Annotated in this window: 19 protein-coding genes and 3 tRNA genes; 14 read left to right on the top strand and 8 right to left on the bottom strand. The window is 34.0% G+C overall.

Annotated features, from left to right (window positions below):
- The first annotated feature begins 5 nt into the window (after nt 1-5).
- The 8 genes from BMZ76_RS09120 to BMZ76_RS09085 all read left to right on the top strand — a co-directional run bounded on the left by BMZ76_RS09120 (nt 6) and on the right by BMZ76_RS09085 (nt 6,448).
- Nucleotides 6-530, top strand: a complete 525-nt coding sequence (locus BMZ76_RS09120) for a hypothetical protein (protein ID WP_143071071.1) — start codon at nt 6-8, stop codon at nt 528-530.
- A gap of 4 nt (nt 531-534) precedes the next feature.
- Nucleotides 535-939 carry a hypothetical protein gene (locus BMZ76_RS09115; protein ID WP_091205179.1) on the top strand — a complete coding sequence of 135 codons (405 nt, stop codon included), beginning with the start codon at nt 535-537 and terminating at the stop codon, nt 937-939.
- Nucleotides 936-1,265, top strand: a complete 330-nt coding sequence (locus BMZ76_RS09110) for a CsgE family curli-type amyloid fiber assembly protein (protein WP_317615062.1) — start codon at nt 936-938, stop codon at nt 1,263-1,265. The genes BMZ76_RS09115 and BMZ76_RS09110 overlap by 4 nt, the downstream gene beginning before the upstream one ends.
- A 16-nt stretch (nt 1,266-1,281) precedes the next feature.
- Entirely contained in the window at nt 1,282-1,683 is a 402-nt protein-coding gene (locus tag BMZ76_RS09105; RefSeq protein ID WP_091205177.1) for a curli assembly protein CsgF, read from the top strand.
- Nucleotide 1,684: 1 nt separating this feature from the next.
- On the top strand, nt 1,685-3,043 hold the full coding sequence (locus tag BMZ76_RS09100; RefSeq protein ID WP_091205175.1) for a CsgG/HfaB family protein: 1,359 nt from the start codon (nt 1,685-1,687) through the stop codon (nt 3,041-3,043).
- 76 nt (nt 3,044-3,119) lie between these two features.
- Complete coding sequence (locus BMZ76_RS09095) at nt 3,120-4,613, top strand: carboxypeptidase regulatory-like domain-containing protein (protein ID WP_091205172.1); 1,494 nt, start codon at nt 3,120-3,122, stop codon at nt 4,611-4,613.
- 234 nt (nt 4,614-4,847) lie between these two features.
- On the top strand, nt 4,848-6,026 hold the full coding sequence (locus BMZ76_RS09090; RefSeq protein ID WP_091205168.1) for an AIR synthase related protein: 1,179 nt from the start codon (nt 4,848-4,850) through the stop codon (nt 6,024-6,026).
- Between the two features lie 62 nt (nt 6,027-6,088).
- Nucleotides 6,089-6,448, top strand: a complete 360-nt coding sequence (locus BMZ76_RS09085; RefSeq protein WP_091205162.1) for a hypothetical protein — start codon at nt 6,089-6,091, stop codon at nt 6,446-6,448.
- A gap of 194 nt (nt 6,449-6,642) precedes the next feature.
- On the opposite strand, the gene BMZ76_RS09080 is transcribed toward BMZ76_RS09085, so the two are convergent.
- The 6 genes from BMZ76_RS09080 to BMZ76_RS09055 all read right to left on the bottom strand — a co-directional run bounded on the left by BMZ76_RS09080 (nt 6,643) and on the right by BMZ76_RS09055 (nt 15,453).
- On the bottom strand, nt 6,643-9,471 hold the full coding sequence (locus tag BMZ76_RS09080) for a M16 family metallopeptidase (RefSeq protein WP_091205159.1): 2,829 nt from the start codon (nt 9,469-9,471) through the stop codon (nt 6,643-6,645).
- 311 nt (nt 9,472-9,782) lie between these two features.
- Nucleotides 9,783-10,685: an N-acetylmuramoyl-L-alanine amidase gene (locus BMZ76_RS09075; RefSeq protein ID WP_091205156.1), complete on the bottom strand. Its 903-nt coding sequence runs from the start codon at nt 10,683-10,685 to the stop codon at nt 9,783-9,785.
- Nucleotides 10,686-10,718: 33 nt separating this feature from the next.
- Nucleotides 10,719-11,195, bottom strand: coding sequence for a hypothetical protein (locus tag BMZ76_RS09070; RefSeq protein ID WP_091205154.1), 477 nt, complete (start codon nt 11,193-11,195; stop codon nt 10,719-10,721).
- 37 nt (nt 11,196-11,232) lie between these two features.
- A complete protein-coding gene (rimO, locus tag BMZ76_RS09065; RefSeq protein WP_091205152.1) occupies nt 11,233-12,546 on the bottom strand; it encodes a 30S ribosomal protein S12 methylthiotransferase RimO in 1,314 nt (437 codons plus the stop codon).
- A gap of 262 nt (nt 12,547-12,808) precedes the next feature.
- Nucleotides 12,809-14,389, bottom strand: coding sequence for an OmpP1/FadL family transporter (locus tag BMZ76_RS09060; protein WP_091205150.1), 1,581 nt, complete (start codon nt 14,387-14,389; stop codon nt 12,809-12,811).
- Nucleotides 14,390-14,436: 47 nt separating this feature from the next.
- Nucleotides 14,437-15,453 (bottom strand): hypothetical protein, encoded by a 1,017-nt coding sequence (locus tag BMZ76_RS09055; protein WP_091205148.1) that lies wholly within the window; start codon nt 15,451-15,453, stop codon nt 14,437-14,439.
- 101 nt (nt 15,454-15,554) lie between these two features.
- Here BMZ76_RS09055 and proS point away from each other — a divergent pair, with 101 nt between their 5' ends.
- The 5 genes from proS (at nt 15,555) to rpsT (ending at nt 17,700) form a co-directional block, all read left to right on the top strand.
- Complete coding sequence (gene proS / locus BMZ76_RS09050) at nt 15,555-17,033, top strand: proline--tRNA ligase (protein WP_091205146.1); 1,479 nt, start codon at nt 15,555-15,557, stop codon at nt 17,031-17,033.
- A gap of 78 nt (nt 17,034-17,111) precedes the next feature.
- Nucleotides 17,112-17,183: transfer RNA gene (locus BMZ76_RS09045), tRNA-Glu, on the top strand.
- A gap of 47 nt (nt 17,184-17,230) precedes the next feature.
- Nucleotides 17,231-17,302 (top strand) — tRNA-Glu (locus BMZ76_RS09040).
- 41 nt (nt 17,303-17,343) lie between these two features.
- Nucleotides 17,344-17,415 (top strand) — tRNA-Glu (locus BMZ76_RS09035).
- A 33-nt stretch (nt 17,416-17,448) separates the two neighbouring features.
- Entirely contained in the window at nt 17,449-17,700 is a 252-nt protein-coding gene (rpsT, locus tag BMZ76_RS09030; RefSeq protein WP_091205143.1) for a 30S ribosomal protein S20, read from the top strand.
- Between the two features lie 67 nt (nt 17,701-17,767).
- On the opposite strand, the gene BMZ76_RS09025 is transcribed toward rpsT, so the two are convergent.
- Together BMZ76_RS09025 and BMZ76_RS09020 are read right to left on the bottom strand one after the other, a co-directional pair.
- Nucleotides 17,768-18,178: a response regulator gene (locus BMZ76_RS09025; RefSeq protein ID WP_091205141.1), complete on the bottom strand. Its 411-nt coding sequence runs from the start codon at nt 18,176-18,178 to the stop codon at nt 17,768-17,770.
- On the bottom strand, nt 18,178-19,893 hold the full coding sequence (locus tag BMZ76_RS09020) for a PAS domain-containing sensor histidine kinase (RefSeq protein ID WP_091205138.1): 1,716 nt from the start codon (nt 19,891-19,893) through the stop codon (nt 18,178-18,180). The genes BMZ76_RS09025 and BMZ76_RS09020 overlap by 1 nt, the downstream gene beginning before the upstream one ends.
- Before the next feature lie 173 nt (nt 19,894-20,066).
- Here BMZ76_RS09020 and typA point away from each other — a divergent pair, with 173 nt between their 5' ends.
- Entirely contained in the window at nt 20,067-21,863 is a 1,797-nt protein-coding gene (typA, locus tag BMZ76_RS09015; protein WP_091205136.1) for a translational GTPase TypA, read from the top strand.
- Nucleotides 21,864-21,866: the final 3 nt, after the last annotated feature.

The raw sequence follows: 21,866 nt of genomic DNA, 5'->3' as shown, positions 1-21,866 counted from the left end.
AAAAGATGAAATCCTCATTTTCAAATATTGTTATAATGTGCGTTTCTTTTGCATCTGTGTCTTTTGCACAAGGAACAGCGGTTGATAATGATTACAACCAAAATAGTTCATTTCTTTTATTTTCTAAGGAAAATTTGCATTTAGCTTCTAACACGATAAAAAATCAAGAAGATTTGTTGGGATCTAAAAATTTGCAAAGAGATGTGATGATTCAGCAAATAGGATCTTTCAATTACGTAAATGCAAATCTAAAGGCAAAAGACATTAATGTATCTTTAGTGCAAAATGGTATTGACAATGAGATTTTTATGGATAAAAATGCCAATTCAATTGTGCAAAAAATTGTGCAAGAAGGAAAAAGTAATTATATCAAAGATTTTTCATTATATGTTAATTACGATATAAATATGGAAATTATTCAAAAGGGAAATAATCAAAATATTCAAAATTATGGAACTAATTCCCTATCAAAAAATATGAAAATAATACAATCTGGAAATGGTGCTTCTGTAATTATATTAAATAAGTAAAGTTATGAATATTTCTTTTCAATATAAATTTTTGTTTTTGCTATTAATTCCACTATTGTCTTATTCTCAGATAACTAATACAATAGTTAAGGCAAAAATCGAAATTGAAGAAATTGAAGGAAATATAAAAATAACTGGTACTGCGGAAAATTTATCTGATATAGTTCAAAGTTTGTCTTATCAATTATCAGTAATAAAAAACAACAATGTGCTTGGTAACCAATCTAATAATACACAAGAGGGATTTTTTACTCTTAATACAAGTGAAAATAAAAATTTGTCCACTGCTCAAGTTAATGTAAGGAGTGGGGATGAGATTATAATTTTATTGCTCTTCTATAATGAAAATAAAGAATTAATAGGGAAAGATAGGGTAGTCCTGGGTGACGAAAAAAAAAAGATGAAATAATAGTTCTTCCATCTGATGGATTTGAATTAATTGGTATTATAACAGATGATACAAAAACTAAAGTTGGAAAAGATTTCTATGATTTGTATTATTACTTGTATGACGAATATAAAATCAATGCAAGAAAAATAGTCACATTAAACGAAGAATTTAGTTTCGCCAGAAACACGAAAATAATTATCAGTATTGATAATGAAGTAGTGTATGAATTTTTAGCTAAACCAGATGAAGAGTATCTTAATGAAATGGCTCAACAATCTATTTATGCAACTTATTTATATTTAAAGAATTTAGAAAAGCAAAGCAAATATTTCACTCAATATTAATCTTATTTTTTATATTATGAAATTTCTATTTTCAGTAACAATCTTCTTACTTGCACTAACAGTAAACGCTCAGGATTTAGTTTATAAACCTAAGAATCCTGCTTTTGGAGGTGATACATTTAATTACCAATGGCTGGCAAATTCTGCGGAATCTCAAAATAAATTTAGGGAAGATTTTTCTTCTCAAACACAGCAAACAGAGTTGGAACGGTTTACTGCGAATTTAAATTCACAATTATTAAGTCAATTATCTAGTTCTCTATTTAGACAACAATTCGGGACAAATGGTATTACTGTGGGAACTTACACATTTGGAAGTCTATCTGTAGAGGTATACCCATCATCTGGAGGGCTCACAGTTGATATTCTAGATACAAAAACAGGCGAACGAACTCAAGTAATCATCCCAAATCAATAATATGCGATTACAAACCTACTCAGCTATTCTACTTGTTTTTTTATTCCTAAGTTGTGGTGCTTATTATAATCAGCCAACAGGTGTTGAAAAAGCAGTTATTGGAGAAAGTACCCCAGCCACCTCTTTATTAAAAACACTCCCAAAACCGAAAGAACAAATTGTGGTTGGGCTCTATAAATTTAGAGATCAGACAGGGCAGTATAAGGCTTCTGAAAACGGAAGTACCTTTAGTACTGCTGTCACTCAAGGGGCGACTTCTATATTAATTAAAGCACTTGAAGATTCAAAGTGGTTTATCCCTATTGAGCGTGAAAATATTGGAAATTTACTTCAAGAAAGAAATCTGATACGCTCTACTAGGCAGGAATATTCAAAAAAAACAGATCCTAATGAAATTCAAATAACGCCTTTGCTGTACGCTGGCGTATTGCTTGAAGGTGGGATTATTTCTTATGACTCTAATATAATTACAGGAGGATTTGGTGCAAGATATTTTGGTACCGGAGGTTCCGTGAAATATAGACAAGACAGGGTAACCGTTTACCTAAGGATGATTTCTACTTCAAATGGAAAAATAATGAAATCAGTTTATATTTCTAAAACTATACTTTCTCAAGCAATTGATCAGAGTCTCTTTAAATATGTAAACTTTAAAAGACTTTTGGAAGTTGAAACAGGTTATACAACTAACGAACCTATCCAAATGGCAGTAACGGAGGCGATTGAAAAAGCGGTTTCTTCGCTTGTTTTAGAAGGTATCAAAGACAGTATTTGGGAGACGGATGCTCCTAAACCTGAAATCGATGCTGTAATGATGAAATATAAAGAGGAAAATCAGGAAGCAGATGTAGCCGCAATTTACGGAAGACACCTTCAAGAAAGAAGATCCAAGTTTGCCATAGAGATTTCGAGCGGAGTTACATTAATGGATGGCGATTATGGAAGTTCATTATTACGACCAATGGGACGAGGGGCATTAAAATATTTTATTACACCAAGTTTTAATTTAAGTGCATCAACTAATGTTATAAATCTGGCAAATAAAGATCGTTTAGATGTCGGTTATCTAACATTCGATCTTAATGGGGAACTTATCATATTACCAAAAGACAAACTGAGTCCCTTTATATTTGCTGGGGGAGGTTTTGGCGCAAATAGGATTTTTGACAATGAGCATTTTAAACTTCAATATGGATTAGGATTGGAGTATATGATTTCAGACAAAATTGGAATAAAATTATATGGTGAGCATAACTTAAATTTTAGTGATAATATTGACTATTTAAAAAGAGGAGTAAGGGATGATTACTATTATCGTTTTGGTTTAGGAATGACCTATTATTTTTTACAAAAAAGATAGAAAATATAAAAAATCAAGTCAATATTAATACGCTCTTAAATAATTGGTTATTTCAAAAAATCTTAATTCTGTAATAATGAAAAATATTTATCTAAAATTTAGTTTGGTACTTTTAGTTATGCTTTTTTCTTGTAGTGAGGAAAAGATTACTGGAGAAGACTTTGGAATTGTTGAAGGAAAAGTTGTAAGTGCAGTAACTTTTTTGCCCTTAGCGAATGTAAAGGTATTTTCAAATCCAAACTCAAGCATAGTTTTTACGGATGAAAAAGGAAAATTTTCTATTTCAGGAGTCAAAATCGGACAGTATTCCTTTGAAGCTCAAAAAGAAGGTTATATAACAAAATATGAACCTGCAACCGTTAATATAAATAGCGCAACAAATATTGTATTCGAACTTAAATTGTCGACGACCAATAATAAACCTCCAACCGCTCCAATATTAGTTACGCCAAAAGATAATGCCCAGAATCAAAATTTGGAATTAAATTTAATATGGACTTCTTCTGATCCTGAAAAAGATAGTCTCACTTATGATATTACATTACGAAAAGATAGTAATAGTGACATTGTAGTTTATTCAAAGATAACTAAACCAAATTTTAGTTTAAAAAACCTTACCTATAGTACTAAATATTATTGGCAGGTTTCTGTATCTGATGGGATAAATGTACCTGTTTTGAGTGAAGTACATTCTTTTACTACAACATCATTTCCAAACGCTCGTTTTACAATTGTAAAAAAAGTAAACGACAATAATGTTATTTACTCGGGCAATGATGGGGGAAATATAATACAATTAACAAGTTCAAATATGAATAGTTGGAGACCAAGAAAAAATAAGCAATCTAATAAAATTGCATTTATAAGGGCTAGTGGGGCCCAAAATCATATATACACCATGAATGAAGATGGTTCAGGAGTTTTTAAAGTGACAAATTCGATTCCTATTGCAGGATTTAATAGTGAATTTATTAATTTTTCATGGAATACTTCGGGTAGCCAGATAATTTATCCATATTTTGACAAATTATATAGGATAAATAGTGATGGTAGCGGATTAACTAAAATTTATCAAACTGCGGATGGTAAGTTTATTTCAGAATGTGATTGGAGTTTTGATAATACAAAAATAGCATTGAAGGTTAATAATGCTAATGGTTATAACTCAGAAATATTTGTTATTAATACATCGGGTGTCATTATAAGTCAGATAATATCTGGATTTACCGGCGCAATGGGGGGATTAAATTTTTCGGTAACAGGCCAAAAAATAATTTTTTCAAGAGATATTTCGGGATTTGAAGATGCTAATTATAGACAGCTAGATGCTAGGGTTTTTCAACATGTTTTTAGTACTGGTGTCACTACTGAGGTGGGTATTGATAAGCCAGTAGGGACTTTAGATCTAGATGCTCGATATTCTCCAAACGAAGCCGAAATAATTATTGTTAATACTTCTAATGATGGGCTGTCTGTAAAAAATATTGTTCGATTTACCCCTGCTATAAATAATTTAGGTGCATCTAGAGTAGTATTATTTTCTGAGGCATACATGCCTGACTGGGAGTAATTTATTACGCCATTGAAATTTAATAAAAATGTCTATCTGTATCCGATGGACATTTTTTTTGACAAATTTTTTTAAGACATTCTTCTCTTAGATGCTAAACTTTGGGTGTGAATAATTTTTGCAAGACGATTTTATCAAGAAACACTTATTAAGACTCGATAGGCAAAACCCAAAAAAATAATTACCTTTGCCACACAACTACCTGCTTAAAAGCAGGCTTCACAACTTTACTACATGAGTTCAGATACTTCAAAAAGATATGCACTTCGCGGTGTTTCGGCATCCAAAGAAGATGTTCATAATGCAATAAAAAACATTGATAAAGGATTATTTCCACAAGCTTTCTGCAAAATTGTCCCTGATTACTTGACGCAAGATGAAGAATATTGTTTAATCATGCATGCGGACGGAGCTGGAACTAAATCCTCGTTGGCCTACATGTACTGGAAAGAAACTGGCGATATTTCTGTTTGGAAAGGTATTGCTCAAGATGCTTTAATCATGAACATTGATGATTTATTGTGCGTGGGAGCAACTGATAATATTTTGCTTTCGTCTACCATTGGAAGAAATAAAAACCTAATCTCTGCCGAAGTAATTTCAGCAATTATCAACGGAACCGAAGAACTGATTAAAGAACTGGAGTCTTTTGGCATAACCATACATTCAACTGGAGGAGAAACGGCAGATGTAGGCGATATAGTTCGAACGATAATTGTAGATTCAACAGTTACAGCTCGAATGAAACGTTCTAAAGTTATTGATAATGCCAATATTGAAGCGGGTGACGTAATTGTAGGATTGGCCTCTTTCGGTCAGGCCACTTACGAGAAAAGCTATAATGGGGGAATGGGAAGTAACGGATTAACATCGGCGCGTCATGATGTTTTCGGGAAATATTTGGCAACCAAATATCCGGAGAGTTTCGATGCTTTAGTTCCTGAAGAATTGATCTATTCCGGACAAGTAAAATTGACGGACGCCGTTGAAAATTCACCAATCGATGCCGGACAATTGGTGCTTTCGCCAACCAGAACCTATGCGCCAATCATCAAGAAAATTTTAGACCAATATTCTTCCAATGAAATTCACGGAATGGTGCATTGCAGTGGAGGAGCGCAAACTAAAATTTTACATTTCGTAGAAAATTTACACATTATAAAAGATAATTTGTTTTCTGTTCCACCATTATTTCAGTTAATTCAAGAGCAATCTAAAACGGATTGGAAAGAAATGTACCAAGTGTTCAATTGTGGTCACCGTATGGAAATTTATGTTCCGGAAGCAGTTGCACAAGACATTATCGCGATTTCAAAATCATTTAATGTTGATGCACAAATAGTAGGTAGAGTAGAAGTTGCTACTTCAAAAAAACTGACTATTGCCAGTGAATACGGAACTTTTGAATATTAAAAAGCTTCAATTGAAGTTCAAATTTTAATCTTTCAATTCTTTAATCTTTTAATTTTTTAGCTATGTACGAATTGGTTTTTTGGAAATATCTTGAGGGAATTTATCTCAACCATCACTTGGTTTATGAAACTATTACAGAAGAGCAAGCTGAAATTGAAGGTCTTGAAGAACTTCCGGTACAAGTCATCTTGAATAGAATCGCTTCTGTATTTTCAAAATGGGATAAAGTAGACGATAATAGTTGGAAAAATAACAATGGTGCAGGTGCTTTTCACATCAGAACGACGCCCCAAAGTATAAAAATTGATTGCTATGGCACCGAAGGAAAAACAATGGATACTTTAGTGAATATAATGGAAGAATTCAAATGTCCGCTGTACGATCCGCAAGTTCCGGAGCGTCATGACGAAATGAATGAATAAAATTTTAGGAGCTAATCCAGCGCTCCGTTACAATAATCCTCCCTTAAATAAAATATTTTTCTAAATCCTGAAAGGAGCTTCCGTTGGTCGCTCTTTCAGGACAAGAAAAATTATTTTTTTTGCAGTAGGGATTTTCACTTTGATCTGGGCTAAGACAATCAGTTATGTGTAACCCAAATTAGCTTAAAATCAGCTTATTTTACCGCTGCTTTATTTAGAAGGATTGGTGCTCCAAAACCAATTTGTTCCAGCTTTATCAACTGCGTTTCAGCATCACCAACCACTAAATAGATCATTTTATCAGCATTCAAATACTTTTCTGAAAGCTTTTTTATGACGTCAACAGTGCTGTTTTTTACAATGTTTTCCTGTTGTTTCGCATAGTCATCCGCATAATTGTAGTTGCTGATGTTGTACAGCATTTCCAGTTTAGAAGACAGGGTTTCAAATGCTCTAGCATTACTTTTTATTAAATATCCTTTCGTCACCTCAAGATCATTCTCGTTAAAGTTTTTTCCATATTGCTCTATAATTTCTTTTATCAAACTAATGGATTCAAAGGTAACATTGGAACGTACACCGCTCGAAACTGTAAATGGACCTTTGTTGACAGAACCATTAAACGAAGAATTGATTCCATACGTAAATCCTTTTCCTTCACGTAATTGTTGTGTCAATTGTGAGGCAAAACTGCCACCACCTAAACGGTAATTCATGATTTGAACAGGATAAAAATCTGAATCAGTAGCCGCAAGTGCGGGGTATCCAATTCTAATTACAGATTGTTTTGCACCCGGAACATCATAAAAATAAATTTTTGACGCCGTTACCGTATTTGTAGCTGTTATTTTAGGAATCGTAACATTTTTAGCCTCCCAGTTTTTATTTAAATTCGCTAATGAATTGGTCACATCCGCTTTTGAAACACCACCAACAATTTGAAAATTAGTAACTGATGGAGCTGTGTTTTTAGTGTAATAATTTTTTAAATCATCAATTGTAATACTGTTTACAGAGTTTTCGGTACCGATGCGGTTGTTGGATAAAATTGATTCTTTGCAATAAATTAATTTTTTGAATTCATTTCTGGCAATACTATTTGGATCTGCTTTTTGTTGTAGAATTTGGCTTAAAGTACTTTGTTTAATCAATTCAAATTCTTTAGTATCCCAGCGCGGTTGTAAAATTATTTCCTGAACTAATGCCATAGTTGCATTGTAATTCTTAGCTAAGGTATTTCCTGAAATAAAAATGGATTCATCAGTTGCATACGCTCTAATCGTTGCGCCCAGACTTTCGATAGCATATTCCAGTTGTTCCGGAGTTTTGTTTTTGGTTCCTTTTGTCATTAGTTCCGCCAACATATTTGAAACGCCTATTTTAGCAGTGTTTTCAAGTAGCATTCCGCCTTTTATTTGCAATTGAAATTGAACAAGCGGTACTTCATGGTTTTCTACACCTAAAACATTTATTCCCGATGATAACTTATTTTTCCATACAGATGGTAATTTTACATCAGGACTTTGTCCATAAGCCGGTTCTTTGCTTCGGTCAAATTTAGAAGGTGTTTTTTCATAAGTTGCAGCAATACTGGCGTCAAAGGAATCTTCTTTGCCTTCAATGATTTTTTCCTCAACAACCGCGGCTAATGTTGAACCATCCAAAATCAAATTTACGTCTCCTTTTGGAACAAAACTGGTGGCCACAAAATCTTTTCCTTTGATGTATTTTTGATACACCCGCATCACATCTTGGGTAGTTACCGCAAGAATATTTTTAACATCCTGGTTGATATAATCTGGAGTTCCTGCAAAAATTTCATATTGCGCCAGTTGAAATCCTTTTCCTAATATACTAGATAAATTTGTGTAAAAAGCAGTTTCTTGTCCCGCTTTAATTCGATTTAAATCCTGTTGTGAAATTCCTTCAGTTTCAAAGTTTTTAAAAGCTTCGTTCACGCCATTCATTACTTCATTCAAATTTGTTTTTTCAAATGCCGTTACGCTCAACATATACTGACCCGCTATTTCTGAATTGTATTGGAAAACATCAGCGGCATCTGTTATTTTTTTGTCTTCAACTAAGGTTTTGTACAAAGGGGCTTTTTTACCTTTTGAAAGATAACTTGCCAAAACTTCCAATGCATAACTGTCAGGATGGTATTCATAAACGGAAGGCCATGTGAGTGTGAGTTGCGGTAACTTGGCAAAATTATCTTCATAATACAGTTTTTTAGTTTCGGTCAATGTTACAGACTGTTTTTCCATTTTAGGAATTGCTTCGCCACGTTTTATTTCTCCAAAATATTTTTCGACCCAAGCTTTCGTTTGTTTAACATCAAAATCTCCGGCAATAGTTAGCGTAACATTATTTGGCACATACCAGCGATTGTAAAAACTTTTTACATCTTCAAGTGTCGCATTTTGTAAATCTTCCAAAGAACCAATAACGTCCCAATTGTAAGGATGCGTCGCCGGGTATAAGTTTTTAGAGATTACTGAAAAATTATGTCCGTAAGGTCTGTTGTCATAACTTTGTCTTTTTTCATTTTTAACGACCTGTTTTTCTTTGGCTAAAACCGGTTCTGTTACCGTATTGATGAAATAACCTAGTTTATCGGCTTCGGCCCAAATCATTTTTTCTAAAGCATCTTTTGGAACAGTTTGAAAATAATTAGTGCGATCTCTGCTGGTCGAACCATTAGCACCGGCACCACCAATACGTGCGCTCATTTTATCCAAACCTCCTTTTCCTAAGTTTTCCGATTCCAAGAAAAGTAAATGCTCAAATAAATGCGCAAATCCTGTGCGACCCGCTTTTTCTCTGGCAGAACCTACATGGCTGGTCAAAGCAACTGCAACCACAGGATCTGAGCGGTCAATATGCAGGATGACTTGCAATCCGTTTTCTAAAGTGAATTTTTCAAATGCTACTTTGAACTCTTTTGATTTTTGATTTTGGGCATGAGATGAAAAAGTACTAAAAAGCACCAAAAAACACATTAATAACTGGATTGGTTTCATTTTTTTAATTTAGGTTCAACGTTATTTTTACAGCAAAGAACATTTTTGCTTTAGACACTAAAAGTAAGAAAAAATAAAATAATAAAACATTAACATCTGTTAAGTTGGATTTTGGCTTTTAGCCGATTATCTGCAAGGCAACATATTGGGGAGATTAAAAATGTATGGAATAGTCTACTTTGGAAGCTTTTTTTATTTTAAAATTAGTAAGCAGTAAGAAATTAAATGGATAGAAACGAGTTGATTATAAATAGAAAACGGTTTTTTGAAAGAATCAAAAAACCGTTTTTATAAGATGAGAATACAATAGATTATTGCTTTTTATAAATAGAATAAATCGTATTGATCGTTTTTTCGTCCAATAGAGCATTCACTTCGTTCTGAATGAAATGAAGTTTGAAAGCCATAATTGCCGCAGTCAGATTTTTAGTATCGTATCCTATGATTCGCAATCCTTGTTCTACATTGAAATCAATTGGTGCTGTTTCTAAAGATTCATCAGGCCAAACTCCGAAACCTTTTTCAGCTAATATTTTCCAAGGAAATAATGCACTTGGATCTTTTTTTCTTGTTGGTGCAATGTCTGCATGTCCTATGATATTTTGCGTCGGAATGTTGTACTCTTTTTTTAATTTAGTCAAAAGAGCCAATAAGCTATTAATCTGTAATTCAGAAAAAACTTCTGATCCGTTGTTATCCAATTCGATGCCTATTGAATTAGAATTTATATCGGTGTTTTTTCCCCATAAACCATTGCCGGCATGCCAGGCACGTAAATAATCGTTCAGCATTTGAACTACTTTTCCATCATCTGAAATGACATAGTGGGAACTCACCTGAGTTTCTATTTTTGTAAACGTTTTGATAGTTTGTTGCAATGAATCTTGTGCAGTGTGGTGAATAATAATGAAATTGGGTTTGCGTAAATTGAAATTTACTGTTCCTATCCATTCTGTATTAATCCCATTTTCCAGAGGTGTCGAGCCCATTTTGAAAATTGTATCCTTAAACGTATGCAGTTGTTTAGTGTATAAAGTGTCAATATTCATCGATACATAAGGAATCTCAGGTAAAGGTTGCGAATCCTTATTGGATATGGTTTTTTTTAATGTTTTTAATGTAGTATCGTATATTTTTTCGCTCTTTTTAAAAGGATTTGGCGCACAAGAAGTGATGGCAACAGCAAAAATTAAGTAGTAAAAAATTTTTCTCATGATGGGAATTAATTTTTGTGTTTGACAAAAAAATTATTGTTTTGCTTTCTTTTTAGATTTCGATTTTTTAGGATTTTTTGCTTCTTCATTCATAGCAATATATTTTTCCTTTTGGTCTTTGTTCAATAATTCCATTATTTTCCTATCAGTAGTTTCTGAAAGAGCTTGAATATTTTTTATTTTTTCCACTTGACTAACTTCTGCTTTAATGAGCATGCCTTGTGTTTTTATGCTCTCCACCAGAATATTAGAGATGGCAATTTCCTGAAGTGCATCAAGAATAAGTTCTGGTTTTATTCGCTCCATGATTTTTCCAACCGTTACTTCAGCAGGAATTTCTTTTGGTTTTTCCTGAGCTCTGGTTTGGTCCATTCCGTTATTCATTCTGCGATTACTACCGTAGCCATTCCCGTAACCGTTTCCATATCCTCCATTTCCGAATTGTGCCGAAATAGCATTGGAAAAGAACAGTACAAATGCAATAATAAAAATGGATTGAATAGGTTTCATATTAGCGTTTTTGAATGAATTTAAAAATTATCGACAGTTATGCTGGTTCTCCGTATAAATCAAATTCTGTTGCCTCGGTGATTTTTATCATCACAAATTCACCTGTTTTTACGTAATGTTTAGAGGCATCAATAAGGACTTCATTGTCTACATCAGGACTGTCAAATTCAGTACGACCAACAAAATGGGCACCTTCTTTTCTGTCAATAATACATCTGAATGTTTGTCCTACTTTTTCTTGGTTTAAATCCCAAGAAATTTGAGATTGTAATTCCATAATTTCATTAGCACGTTCTTGTTTTACAGTATCCGGAACGTCATCTTCCAGTAAATAAGCATGGGTATTTTCTTCATGAGAATAAGCAAAACAACCCATTCTGTCAAATTTCATTTGTTGGACAAAATCTTTCAATATGTTGAAATCTTCTTGCGTTTCTCCTGGATATCCTACAATCAAAGTGGTACGAATAGCCATTCCAGGAACAGCTGCCCTGAAATCTTTCAATAGTTTTGTTGTTTTCTCCTGAGTTGTTCCACGGCGCATAGATTTTAATACTGAATCAGCAATATGTTGCAACGGAATATCAATATAATTGCAAATCTTTGGTTCGCGTTTCATGATTTCTAATACTTCCATTGGGAAACCGGTAGGGAAAGCGTAATGCAAACGAATCCACTCGATTCCTTCTACTTTTACTAATTCTTCCAGTAATTCTCCAAGGGCTCTCTTTTTATAAAGATCTAAACCGTAATAGGTCAAATCTTGAGCGATCAAGATTAATTCTTTTACGCCATTTTTGGCTAAACCTTTAGCTTCTTTTAATAATTTTTCAATAGTTTGCGAAACGTTTTTTCCTCGCATTAATGGAATCGCACAAAAGCTGCACGGTCTGTCACAACCTTCAGAAATTTTTAAATACGCATAATTTTTTGGCGTTGTAGTCAATCGTTCTCCCAGTAATTCATGCTTATAATCAGCTCCCAAAGCTTTCAGTAATTGTGGTAATTCAGTAGTTCCAAAAAACTGGTCAACATTTGGTATTTCTTTTTCTAAATCTGGACGGTAACGTTCTGACAAACATCCGGTAACAAACACTTTATCAACCAGCCCTCGCTCTTTCTTATCCGCATATTCCAAAATCATATTCACCGATTCAGCTTTGGCATTATCAATGAATCCACAAGTATTTATTACAATAATATTTCCCTCTTCGGCTTCTGGCGCTTCATGTGTAACGTCTTTTCCGTTAGCGCGTAGCTGACCCATAAGCACTTCACTGTCATATACATTTTTTGAACACCCAAGAGTGATTACGTTTATTTTATTCTTTTTTAAAGACTTAGTTCTCATAACATTAGAATCCCGATAATTTGGGAATTTTGCAAAATTACAATTTTTTATTCAAACTGAACTTATTTCAGTTCCTTTTCAGATTTTTATGCAGCTATTCCCGCTGTACGCTACAAACAAAGTTCACTAAACTCCTATATAAATGACTACTAAGTGAAGTAATCTCCCGAAAAAAATCGGGAGGGTTTTCACTTCCATCAGGGCTAAAAAAAATCCGTTTCATAATCACGAAACGGATTCTAAATTTTATTTTTTGATATAATTACAATTCAAACAAAAGCGACAACGACAAATTGTTATTAATGGCGTCTATGCTTGCTCCGTCAGTAAATCCTTGGTTGAAAAATCCTTGTTGAAAATTTCTTTTTGCATACGAATAGGCTAAATCTACTTTGGTTGAACCAAAACTATATCCTAAACCTGCTGAATAACCAGTCAAATCACCTATAATTACGGCATTTTTGTAAGGACTTTGCTCGTAACGATATCCTGCTCTTAAGCTCAATGCCTCAATTTTATATTCGGCACCTATTCTTAATTCACCTGTAGTATCCAGCATTGAATTCATATCGCTGTTTAACATATTAAAATACGGATCATTTTCCGGTTTGAACTTAGTGTTACTATAATCTTTAAGAGCATAATCAACGCTTATTAAACCAGATTTCCCAAAAACATAAGCGAAACTTCCCGTCAACTTGCTTGGGGTTTGTAATTTGTAAGCTTCGTAAACATTGATGATTTGAGGGTCTACAACATCGGATGGTAATTCTCCTCCCGAATTGCTGCTGACAGCAACAAGACTTTGTGATAACTCATCAGTCAGGGTATACCAAGTTGAAGATTCATACGCCAATCCCAAACGAACCTCATTCGTCAATTTTGCAATGACTCCCGCGTGAAACGAGAAACCTGTTCCGTAAGTATTTAGGTCATTGTTAAATTGTATTCGTTTTACTTCGTAATTGGAATCCAACGGATTGTTGTTGTCTTCGTAAAAATTGGATGATCTTTGATAATCCGTAAAATGGGAATTTAAGTTTAATCCTATGTATAATTTATCTTTAAAAGAAGTGGCTGCATTGAAAGATAATTTTCCGTTATAGCCAGTGCTATAAACCGAATTTTCTTGATAATAATTCCCTCCAGAAGGAACATTTGATGAAAAAGGTGAGTTTTCGTTATTTTCATCAACTGCATTTATGACAAAGGCTTGGTAACCCAAAAATGCTTGTTGGGCATCAAAACCGCTTAACCTAGGAAATTGGCTGTTGGGCAAATTTCTTCCTAAAAAAGAATATAAGTCAGATATGGATTCTCCGGATTCTCTATTCACAAACTGTTGCGGAACGGGCGCTCCATTATTCCCATTATTGGCATAACTCAAAAAATAATTAGCTACTGAATTATTTGGATTGGTTCCTGCAGAATATAATCCATTATCAAAATTATTGGTATTTTCATAATTGACACCCAATGAAACTTTTTTCCAATTGCTGTTGGTACTTCTATTGTTAAACACAAAAACTGCTCCAGCTTGATTCAAATCAAAAGAATTTGTTTTTTCGGATGTTGTATTACCAAAGTAATTCGAGTTGTTTTTAGTGTCGTTATTACTCAGCGTAATCCCCATTTGGTTATTTGAAAAAATTGCTGAACCGGCAGGATTAACATTTATAGAAGATAAATCGCCTCCAAGTGCTCCAAAAGCACCACTCATAGCTCTAAACCGAGCAGTTCCGTTCAAATTGCCCTGCGAATAACGCATCGCATCAGAGATTTCTTGTGATTGTGCAAGGCTTGCGGTCAAGCCCAATGCTAATAAGAATATATATTTTTTCATGTATTTCAAAAATTTTAATTTTATACTATAAAAGGAAAGAAATTAAATTATCCTCTACCGCCTCTTCCACCAGATGATCTTCCGCCACCGCTGGAATTACTTGATCTGGAACTACTATTAGAGCTTGGACTATACGATCTCGAATTGTTATCATTTCTTGCAGCAGGCGTGTACGATCTGGAAGGAGCATTACTTTCGTTCCGAGCATTAGTAGTATTGCCTCTTCTGCCTGGATTGTAGTTAGAATTGTTTTGTGATTGTACTTGGTTTCTAGAAAAAGTCGGACTTGTTCTATTCAATCGACCGGAAGAACCTCTTCCGAAATCAGTACTGTTATTTCCTCTATAGTCTGAATTTACAGCTCTTCTATTGATTGTAGTGCTTTGTGTTCTGTTGTAATTTCCAGAATTTCGATTACTGTTGACTGAATTTGCGTACGAAGAACCTCTACGACCTGGATTGTGAGAGTAGACGCTGTTGTTGTTGTAATTTGAATATCCCCAGTTGTTTCCATACCAGTTATTCCAACCCCAGTTGTTTCCGTAGAAATTATTCCAACCCCAGTTATTCCAGCCAAAACCAACGTTCATACCCCAGCCAAAACCACCGTTCCAACCCCAATTGTTTCCATACCAATTGTTCATACCCCAACCGTATCCGCCGTTCCATCCCCAGTTATTTCCATTCCAATTATTCATTGCCCATCCGGTATCGTAAATATTGACATTTACAGTTTGAGAATTACTGCCCCAACCGGGATAATTGGGATCGTTGTTTTGTAACGTATCATTCTCTAAACTGTAATCATTATAATTATCAACATCTGTAAAGGTCTCAACAGGTTGATTGTTATTTTGTAGAGACCCAAAGTAGTCTTTATATTGATTATTCGGTACATTTTGAGTCTCAGGAACAACGGCTCTATTTGTTGTATTACCATAAATACCGTCAGAATCATAGTAAGAGCTGTTTTGGTAAGAGCTACAAGATGTCAATAGGACGCTCAAAAATCCAACAATATAGTAAATTGATGTATTTTGGAAAGGAAGAGTACTAGTTTTCATATATATGGAGTTTTTATTGTTGTACATTACAAAAATAGTTAGTTTTGCTGAACTATTTATTTAAAATTTATTAATGCAAAATTTGTGCCAAACTATTCAATATGAGTAAGAACTTAACTACAAGAGCGGAAGATTATTCAAAATGGTATAACGAGTTGGTTGTCAAAGCCGATTTAGCCGAAAATTCAGGAGTTAGAGGTTGTATGGTTATTAAACCGTACGGATATGCGATATGGGAAAAAATGCAAGCGGAGTTGGATCGAATGTTTAAAGAAACCGGGCATCAAAATGCTTATTTTCCTTTATTTGTTCCAAAAAGCATGTTTGAAGCTGAAGAAAAAAATGCGGAAGGGTTTGCAAAAGAATGTGCAATCGTTACTCATTATAGATTAAAAAATGATCCAGACAGACCCGGGAAATTAATGGTGGACCCAAATGCGAAATTAGAAGAGGAATTAATCGTTCGTCCTACAAGTGAGGCTATTATCTGGTCAACTTACAAAGGTTGGGTGCAATCGTATAGAGATTTGCCTTTGTTGATTAATCAATGGGCAAATGTGGTGCGCTGGGAAATGAGAACACGATTGTTCTTGCGAACAGCGGAGTTTTTGTGGCAAGAGGGACATACTGCGCATGCAACAAAAGAGGAGGCTGTTGAAGAATCAGAAAAAATGATGAATGTATATGCTGATTTTGCCGAGAATTTCATGGCAATTCCGGTTATAAAAGGAATAAAAACTGAAACAGAACGTTTTGCAGGAGCGGAGGAAACCTATTGTATCGAAGCTTTGATGCAAGATGGTAAAGCATTGCAAGCGGGAACTTCACATTTCTTAGGTCAGAATTTTGCGAAAGCGTTTGATGTGAAATTTGCCAATGCCGAAGGGAAGCAAGAGCATGTTTGGGGAACATCTTGGGGTGTTTCAACTCGTTTGATGGGAGCGCTGGTAATGACGCATTCTGATGATCAAGGCTTGGTTTTACCTCCTAATTTGGCGCCGATTCAAGTAGTAGTTGTTCCTATATATAAAACAGACGAGCAATTGGCGGCTATAACGGCTGAAGTAAATTTTTTGACAGCAACTTTGCGAAAATTAAATATCTCCGTGAAATTTGATAATAGAACCACTCAAAAGCCTGGTTTTAAATTTGCAGAATGGGAGTTAAAAGGAGTACCGGTACGAATTGCTGTAGGTCCTAAAGATTTAGAAAATGGAACTTTCGAGGTGGCAAGAAGGGATACGTTGACAAAAGAAGTGGTTTCTAAAGATGGAATTACGAATTATATCAGTGATTTGTTAGAGCAAGTTCAAAAAGAATTGTTCGAAAAGGCATTAAATTATAGAAATACGCACATCACTGAAGTAAATAGTTTTGAAGAGTTTAAAGAAGTTTTAGACACTAAAGGAGGTTTTGTATCAGCACATTGGGATGGAACTGCAGCTACTGAAGAGAAGATTAAAGACCTGACTAAAGCTACTATCAGATGCATTCCTTTGGATAGAGTAAAAGAGGTGGGAAGCTGTGTTTTTACAGGGGAAAGTTCAATTGGAAGAGTGTTATTTGCGAAGGCATATTAAAAAAAAATAATTTTTTTTGCATCTACTATTGTACGTTTCAAAAATAGTTGTATTTTTGCATCCGCATTAGAGAAGCAGGGCCCGTTCGTCTATCGGTTAGGACGCATGGTTTTCATCCATGTAAGAGCGGTTCGATTCCGCTACGGGCTACTATTTTTATTGCATGTTAAAGTATTCCTGAACTTAGAAGGAAGTTTGGCCCGTTCGTCTATCGGTTAGGACGCATGGTTTTCATCCATGTAAGAGCGGTTCGATTCCGCTACGGGCTACAAATTTCAATATTTTGATTGATAAAAACTTAGGGGATAATGGTCCGTTCGTCTAGGGGTTAGGACGCCAAGATTTCGTCTTGGTAACAGGGGTTCGATTCCCTTACGGACTACAAAAAAATAGTAAAAGATAAAAAAGCAATAAAATGGCAAATCATAAATCAGCTCTAAAGAGAATCAGAAGTAACGAAAAGAGAAGAGTATTAAACAGATACCAACACAAAACTACTCGTAATGCCATCAAAGCATTAAGAATAGCAACTGATAAAATTGATGCTACATCTAAATTATCAAGTGTAATTTCTATGATTGATAAATTAGCTAAGAAGAATATCATTCATGATAACAAAGCTTCTAATTTAAAATCTAAATTAACGAAACTTGTTGCTAAATTGTAAGTAATACAAATTGTTATATATAGAAAAAGCTCTCATTTACGAGAGCTTTTTTTATGTCTTGTATTTTTTATTTTAATTTATTCTTTAAATATTCGAGCATGGACTGACTTATGGGTTTTGATAAAAAGTCAACTACCATTGGATATTGTTTCGATTTTTCCAAGTCCTCAGGATCAATTGTAGAAGAAAGAACAATCACTTTTATAGTGCTGAATTCTGCAAATTCTTGGCTATTAAAATGATCCAGAAATTCCCAACCCCCCATTACAGGCATGTTTAAATCCAAAAAAATTAATTGTGGTTGTGGGATTGGCTTGTTTTTATTGTTGATGTGTTTAATCGTATTGAAGTAACTAAGCGCTTCTTCACCGTTTTGTGATGTGATAATTTCATTGGAAAATGAAGATTTAATAATTACTTTTTTGCAAAGCATAAGTGTTATGGGATCATCATCGACGCATAAAATTTGATCTAACATTATTGTATGTTTTTGAAGGTTAATGTAAATGTAGTCCCTTTGTTAACTTCACTTTCTATATCGATAGTTCCATCCATAGTTTCAACCTGCGATTTTACTAAATACAATCCCAGTCCTTTGCTGTCTGGGTAATTGTGAAAACGTTGGTAAAGCCCAAAAACTTTATCTTTATTTCGAACTAAGTCGATTCCTATCCCATTGTCTTTAAAAGTTAAAACAACAGTATCATCAATTTGGTCAGTAGTCATAGTTATTTTTAGTTTTCTATTTTCCGATTTGTATTTGATGGAATTCGTTAAAAGGTTTAATAGTATGCTTTCTAAGTAAGCTTTATTGATATTTATTATTGAAACTTTTTCAAAATCGAGTTTAATGATTGGTCTGTACAATTCAATTTGGAAATTAAGTTGACTAAAAACATTTTCAAATATTTCTTTTATCAACACCGCTTCTTTTTTGATGGAAGGATTATCTTTTATAATGATTACTTTAACAAGATCGTTGATGGTGTCGTTTAATAAATGAGTAGATTTATTAAAACCGCTTAAAATTTCCTTCAATTCTTGGTTTTCAATAGGAATATCTTCTATTAAGTTCAGTAGCCCTGTTAAATTTGATAATGGGGCTCTAAGATTGTGCGAAGTAATATAGGAGAACTGCTTTAAGTCTTTATTATTCTGTGTCAGTTCTCTTATGAGCTGTTCTTTTTCCTTTTCTTGCTTTTTTTCTTCAGTGATATCTCTTTGAATGGAAATCCAGTGGGAAAGTTCGTTGTCAGAATTGAAAATAGGAATCATAGAAAATCGTACCCAGTATTCATCTTTATTTTTGGTGTAACTGATCGTTTCTATCAAACATTCTTCTTTGTTTTTTATTGCTTTTAATAGCTTTTCAAGCTCATTAACATCAGAGTTTGGACTGTTAAAGAGATCTGGAGATCTTCCAATAATTTCATCGGATTCATATCCTGACATGATTGAAAAAGCGGGGTTAACATAAATAATGTTGGGGATTTTTGCATCAATAGAATCGGCCTCGGTAATGATTATGGAATCTTTAGATTGAATAATAACGGTTTCTAACAATTTAAGTCGTTGTTCTTCTTCTTTTTGTTTGGTGATATCTTGTATCGCTCCAATCATTCTGATTGCTTTCCCGTTTTCGTCTTTCAATAAAAAACCTCTGTCTAAAACATATTTATAAGAATTGTCAGAACATTTGAAACGGTATTGATCCTGCCATTTTTCGGTTTTTTGTTCAATAAAGGAGTACAGTTTGATAGACATTTTGATGCTGTCTTCGGGATGAATTTTATTAAACCACCATGTTGAATTATTGCCGACTTCTCCAGGTTTGTAGCCGAAAACATTTTCGATTCCTTTGTTCCAAGAAAAGTTGTCGTCCTGTATTTTCCAGTCCCAAATCGTATCACTGGTTGCTTTTGCTACAATATCGTATTTTTCATTTGACTCCTTTATTTCAGTATTCGAATTTTTAATTTTTTCAAATGTGGCTATGTTTCGGTTGTCGTTTTTCGAAAGGATAAGTTTAAAAATTATTCCGGTAAAGAATATAAATAATATGTCTTTAGTAAAGGTATAAAATGGAAGTTTTTCATTAGAAATATATTGTAGTAATATTTTATGACTAACAATAGCTACAAACAATGAAATAAGAATGTAAATGATGATTACTTGATTGGTTTTGCTTTTCATTACTCAAATATAAATAATTATTGCCGAATTATTAAACATCAATGAGAACTTATTTTTTAAGGTTTTTTTTAAGGTCTGTTTTTGTGTCTAATAGGTTAACAATATGTAAACTATTGGATAAATATTTTTTATATCAAAATAAAGTGTACCTTTGCACCCATTAAAAATCACAGATGGAATCTATTAGAAACATTGCAATTATTGCCCACGTCGATCACGGTAAAACAACTTTGGTTGATAAAATTATGTATCACTGTCAGTTATTTCGTGACAACGAAAACACAGGAGACTTAATCCTTGATAACAACGACTTAGAGCGTGAAAGAGGTATCACTATTACTTCAAAGAATGTTTCTGTAGTATACAAAGGAACAAAAATCAACATTATCGATACTCCTGGTCACGCCGATTTTGGTGGTGAGGTAGAGCGTGTTTTGAATATGGCTGATGGAGTTTGTCTACTAGTAGATGCTTTTGAAGGACCAATGCCACAAACACGATTTGTATTACAAAAAGCGTTAGACCTTGGTTTAAAACCATGCGTTGTTATTAATAAAGTTGATAAAGAGAACTGTACTCCTGAAGAAGTTCATGAAAAAGTTTTTGACTTAATGTTTGAGTTAGGAGCAGAAGAGTGGCAGTTGGATTTTCCAACGGTTTACGGTTCGGCTAAAAATAATTGGATGTCTGATCATTGGGAAAACGTAACTGATAATGTGGAAGCGTTATTAGACATGGTTATTGCTAATGTACCAGCTCCTAAAGTATCTGAAGGAACTCCACAAATGTTGATCACTTCATTAGACTTCTCAGCATTTACTGGTCGTATCGCTATTGGTCGTTTAGAAAGAGGTGTGTTGAAAGAAGGAATGCAGATTTCTTTGTGCAAAAGAGATGGTGTTATAATGAAATCACGTATCAAAGAATTACATACTTTTGAAGGATTAGGTCGTAAAAAAGTGCAAGAAGTAGTTGCAGGAGATATTTGCGCAATTATCGGAGTTGAAGGTTTTGAAATTGGTGATACAATTGCTGACTTTGAAAATCCGGAAGCCTTACAAACAATTACTATTGATGAGCCAACAATGAGTATGTTGTTTACCATCAATGACTCTCCTTTCTTTGGAAAAGAAGGTAAATTTGTAACCTCTCGTCATATTAGAGACAGGTTGAATAAAGAATTGGAAAAAAACTTAGCTATGAAATTGGGTGAAACTGATTCAGCAGATAAGTTTATGGTTTTTGGTCGTGGAGTACTTCACTTGTCAGTTCTTATTGAAACAATGAGAAGAGAAGGATATGAATTGCAAATTGGTCAGCCACAAGTTATTATTAAAGAAATTGATGGTAAAAAATGTGAGCCAATTGAGGAATTAACAATTGACTTACCAGAAAATCTTTCAGGAAGAGCGGTGGAGTTTGTTTCTTTCCGTAAAGGAGAAATGTTGAGTATGGAAACAAAAGGGGAGCGTATGATTATAAAATTCAATATTCCATCACGTGGAATTATCGGATTGCGTAACCTATTGCTTACTGCTACTGCTGGTGAAGCAATTATGGCACACCGTTTTATAGGATATGAGCCTTACAAAGGAGAAATTTCTGGACGTAACAAAGGTTCATTGATTTCTATGGAAAAAGGAAAAGCGATTCCTTATTCTATCGATAAGTTGCAAGATCGTGGTAGATTCTTCGTTAATCCTAATGATGAAATTTACGAAGGTCAGGTAATTGGAGAAAATTCTCGTAGCGATGATATGTGTGTGAACGTGACTAAGGAGAAAAAACAATCTAACGTTCGTTCTTCTGGAAATGATGATAAAGCTAGAATTATTCCTCCAGTTATTTTCTCTCTTGAGGAAGCGTTAGAGTACATTCAAAAAGATGAATATGTTGAAGTAACTCCGAAGTCTATTCGTTTGAGAAAAATATATTTGACAGAAACGGATAGAAAAAGATTTAAAATCTAATTT

Source organism: Flavobacterium xueshanense (genome assembly GCF_900112975.1).
GTDB classification, from domain to species: Bacteria; Bacteroidota; Bacteroidia; order Flavobacteriales; family Flavobacteriaceae; genus Flavobacterium; species Flavobacterium xueshanense.
This window is presented reverse-complemented; position numbering and strand designations above follow the sequence as displayed.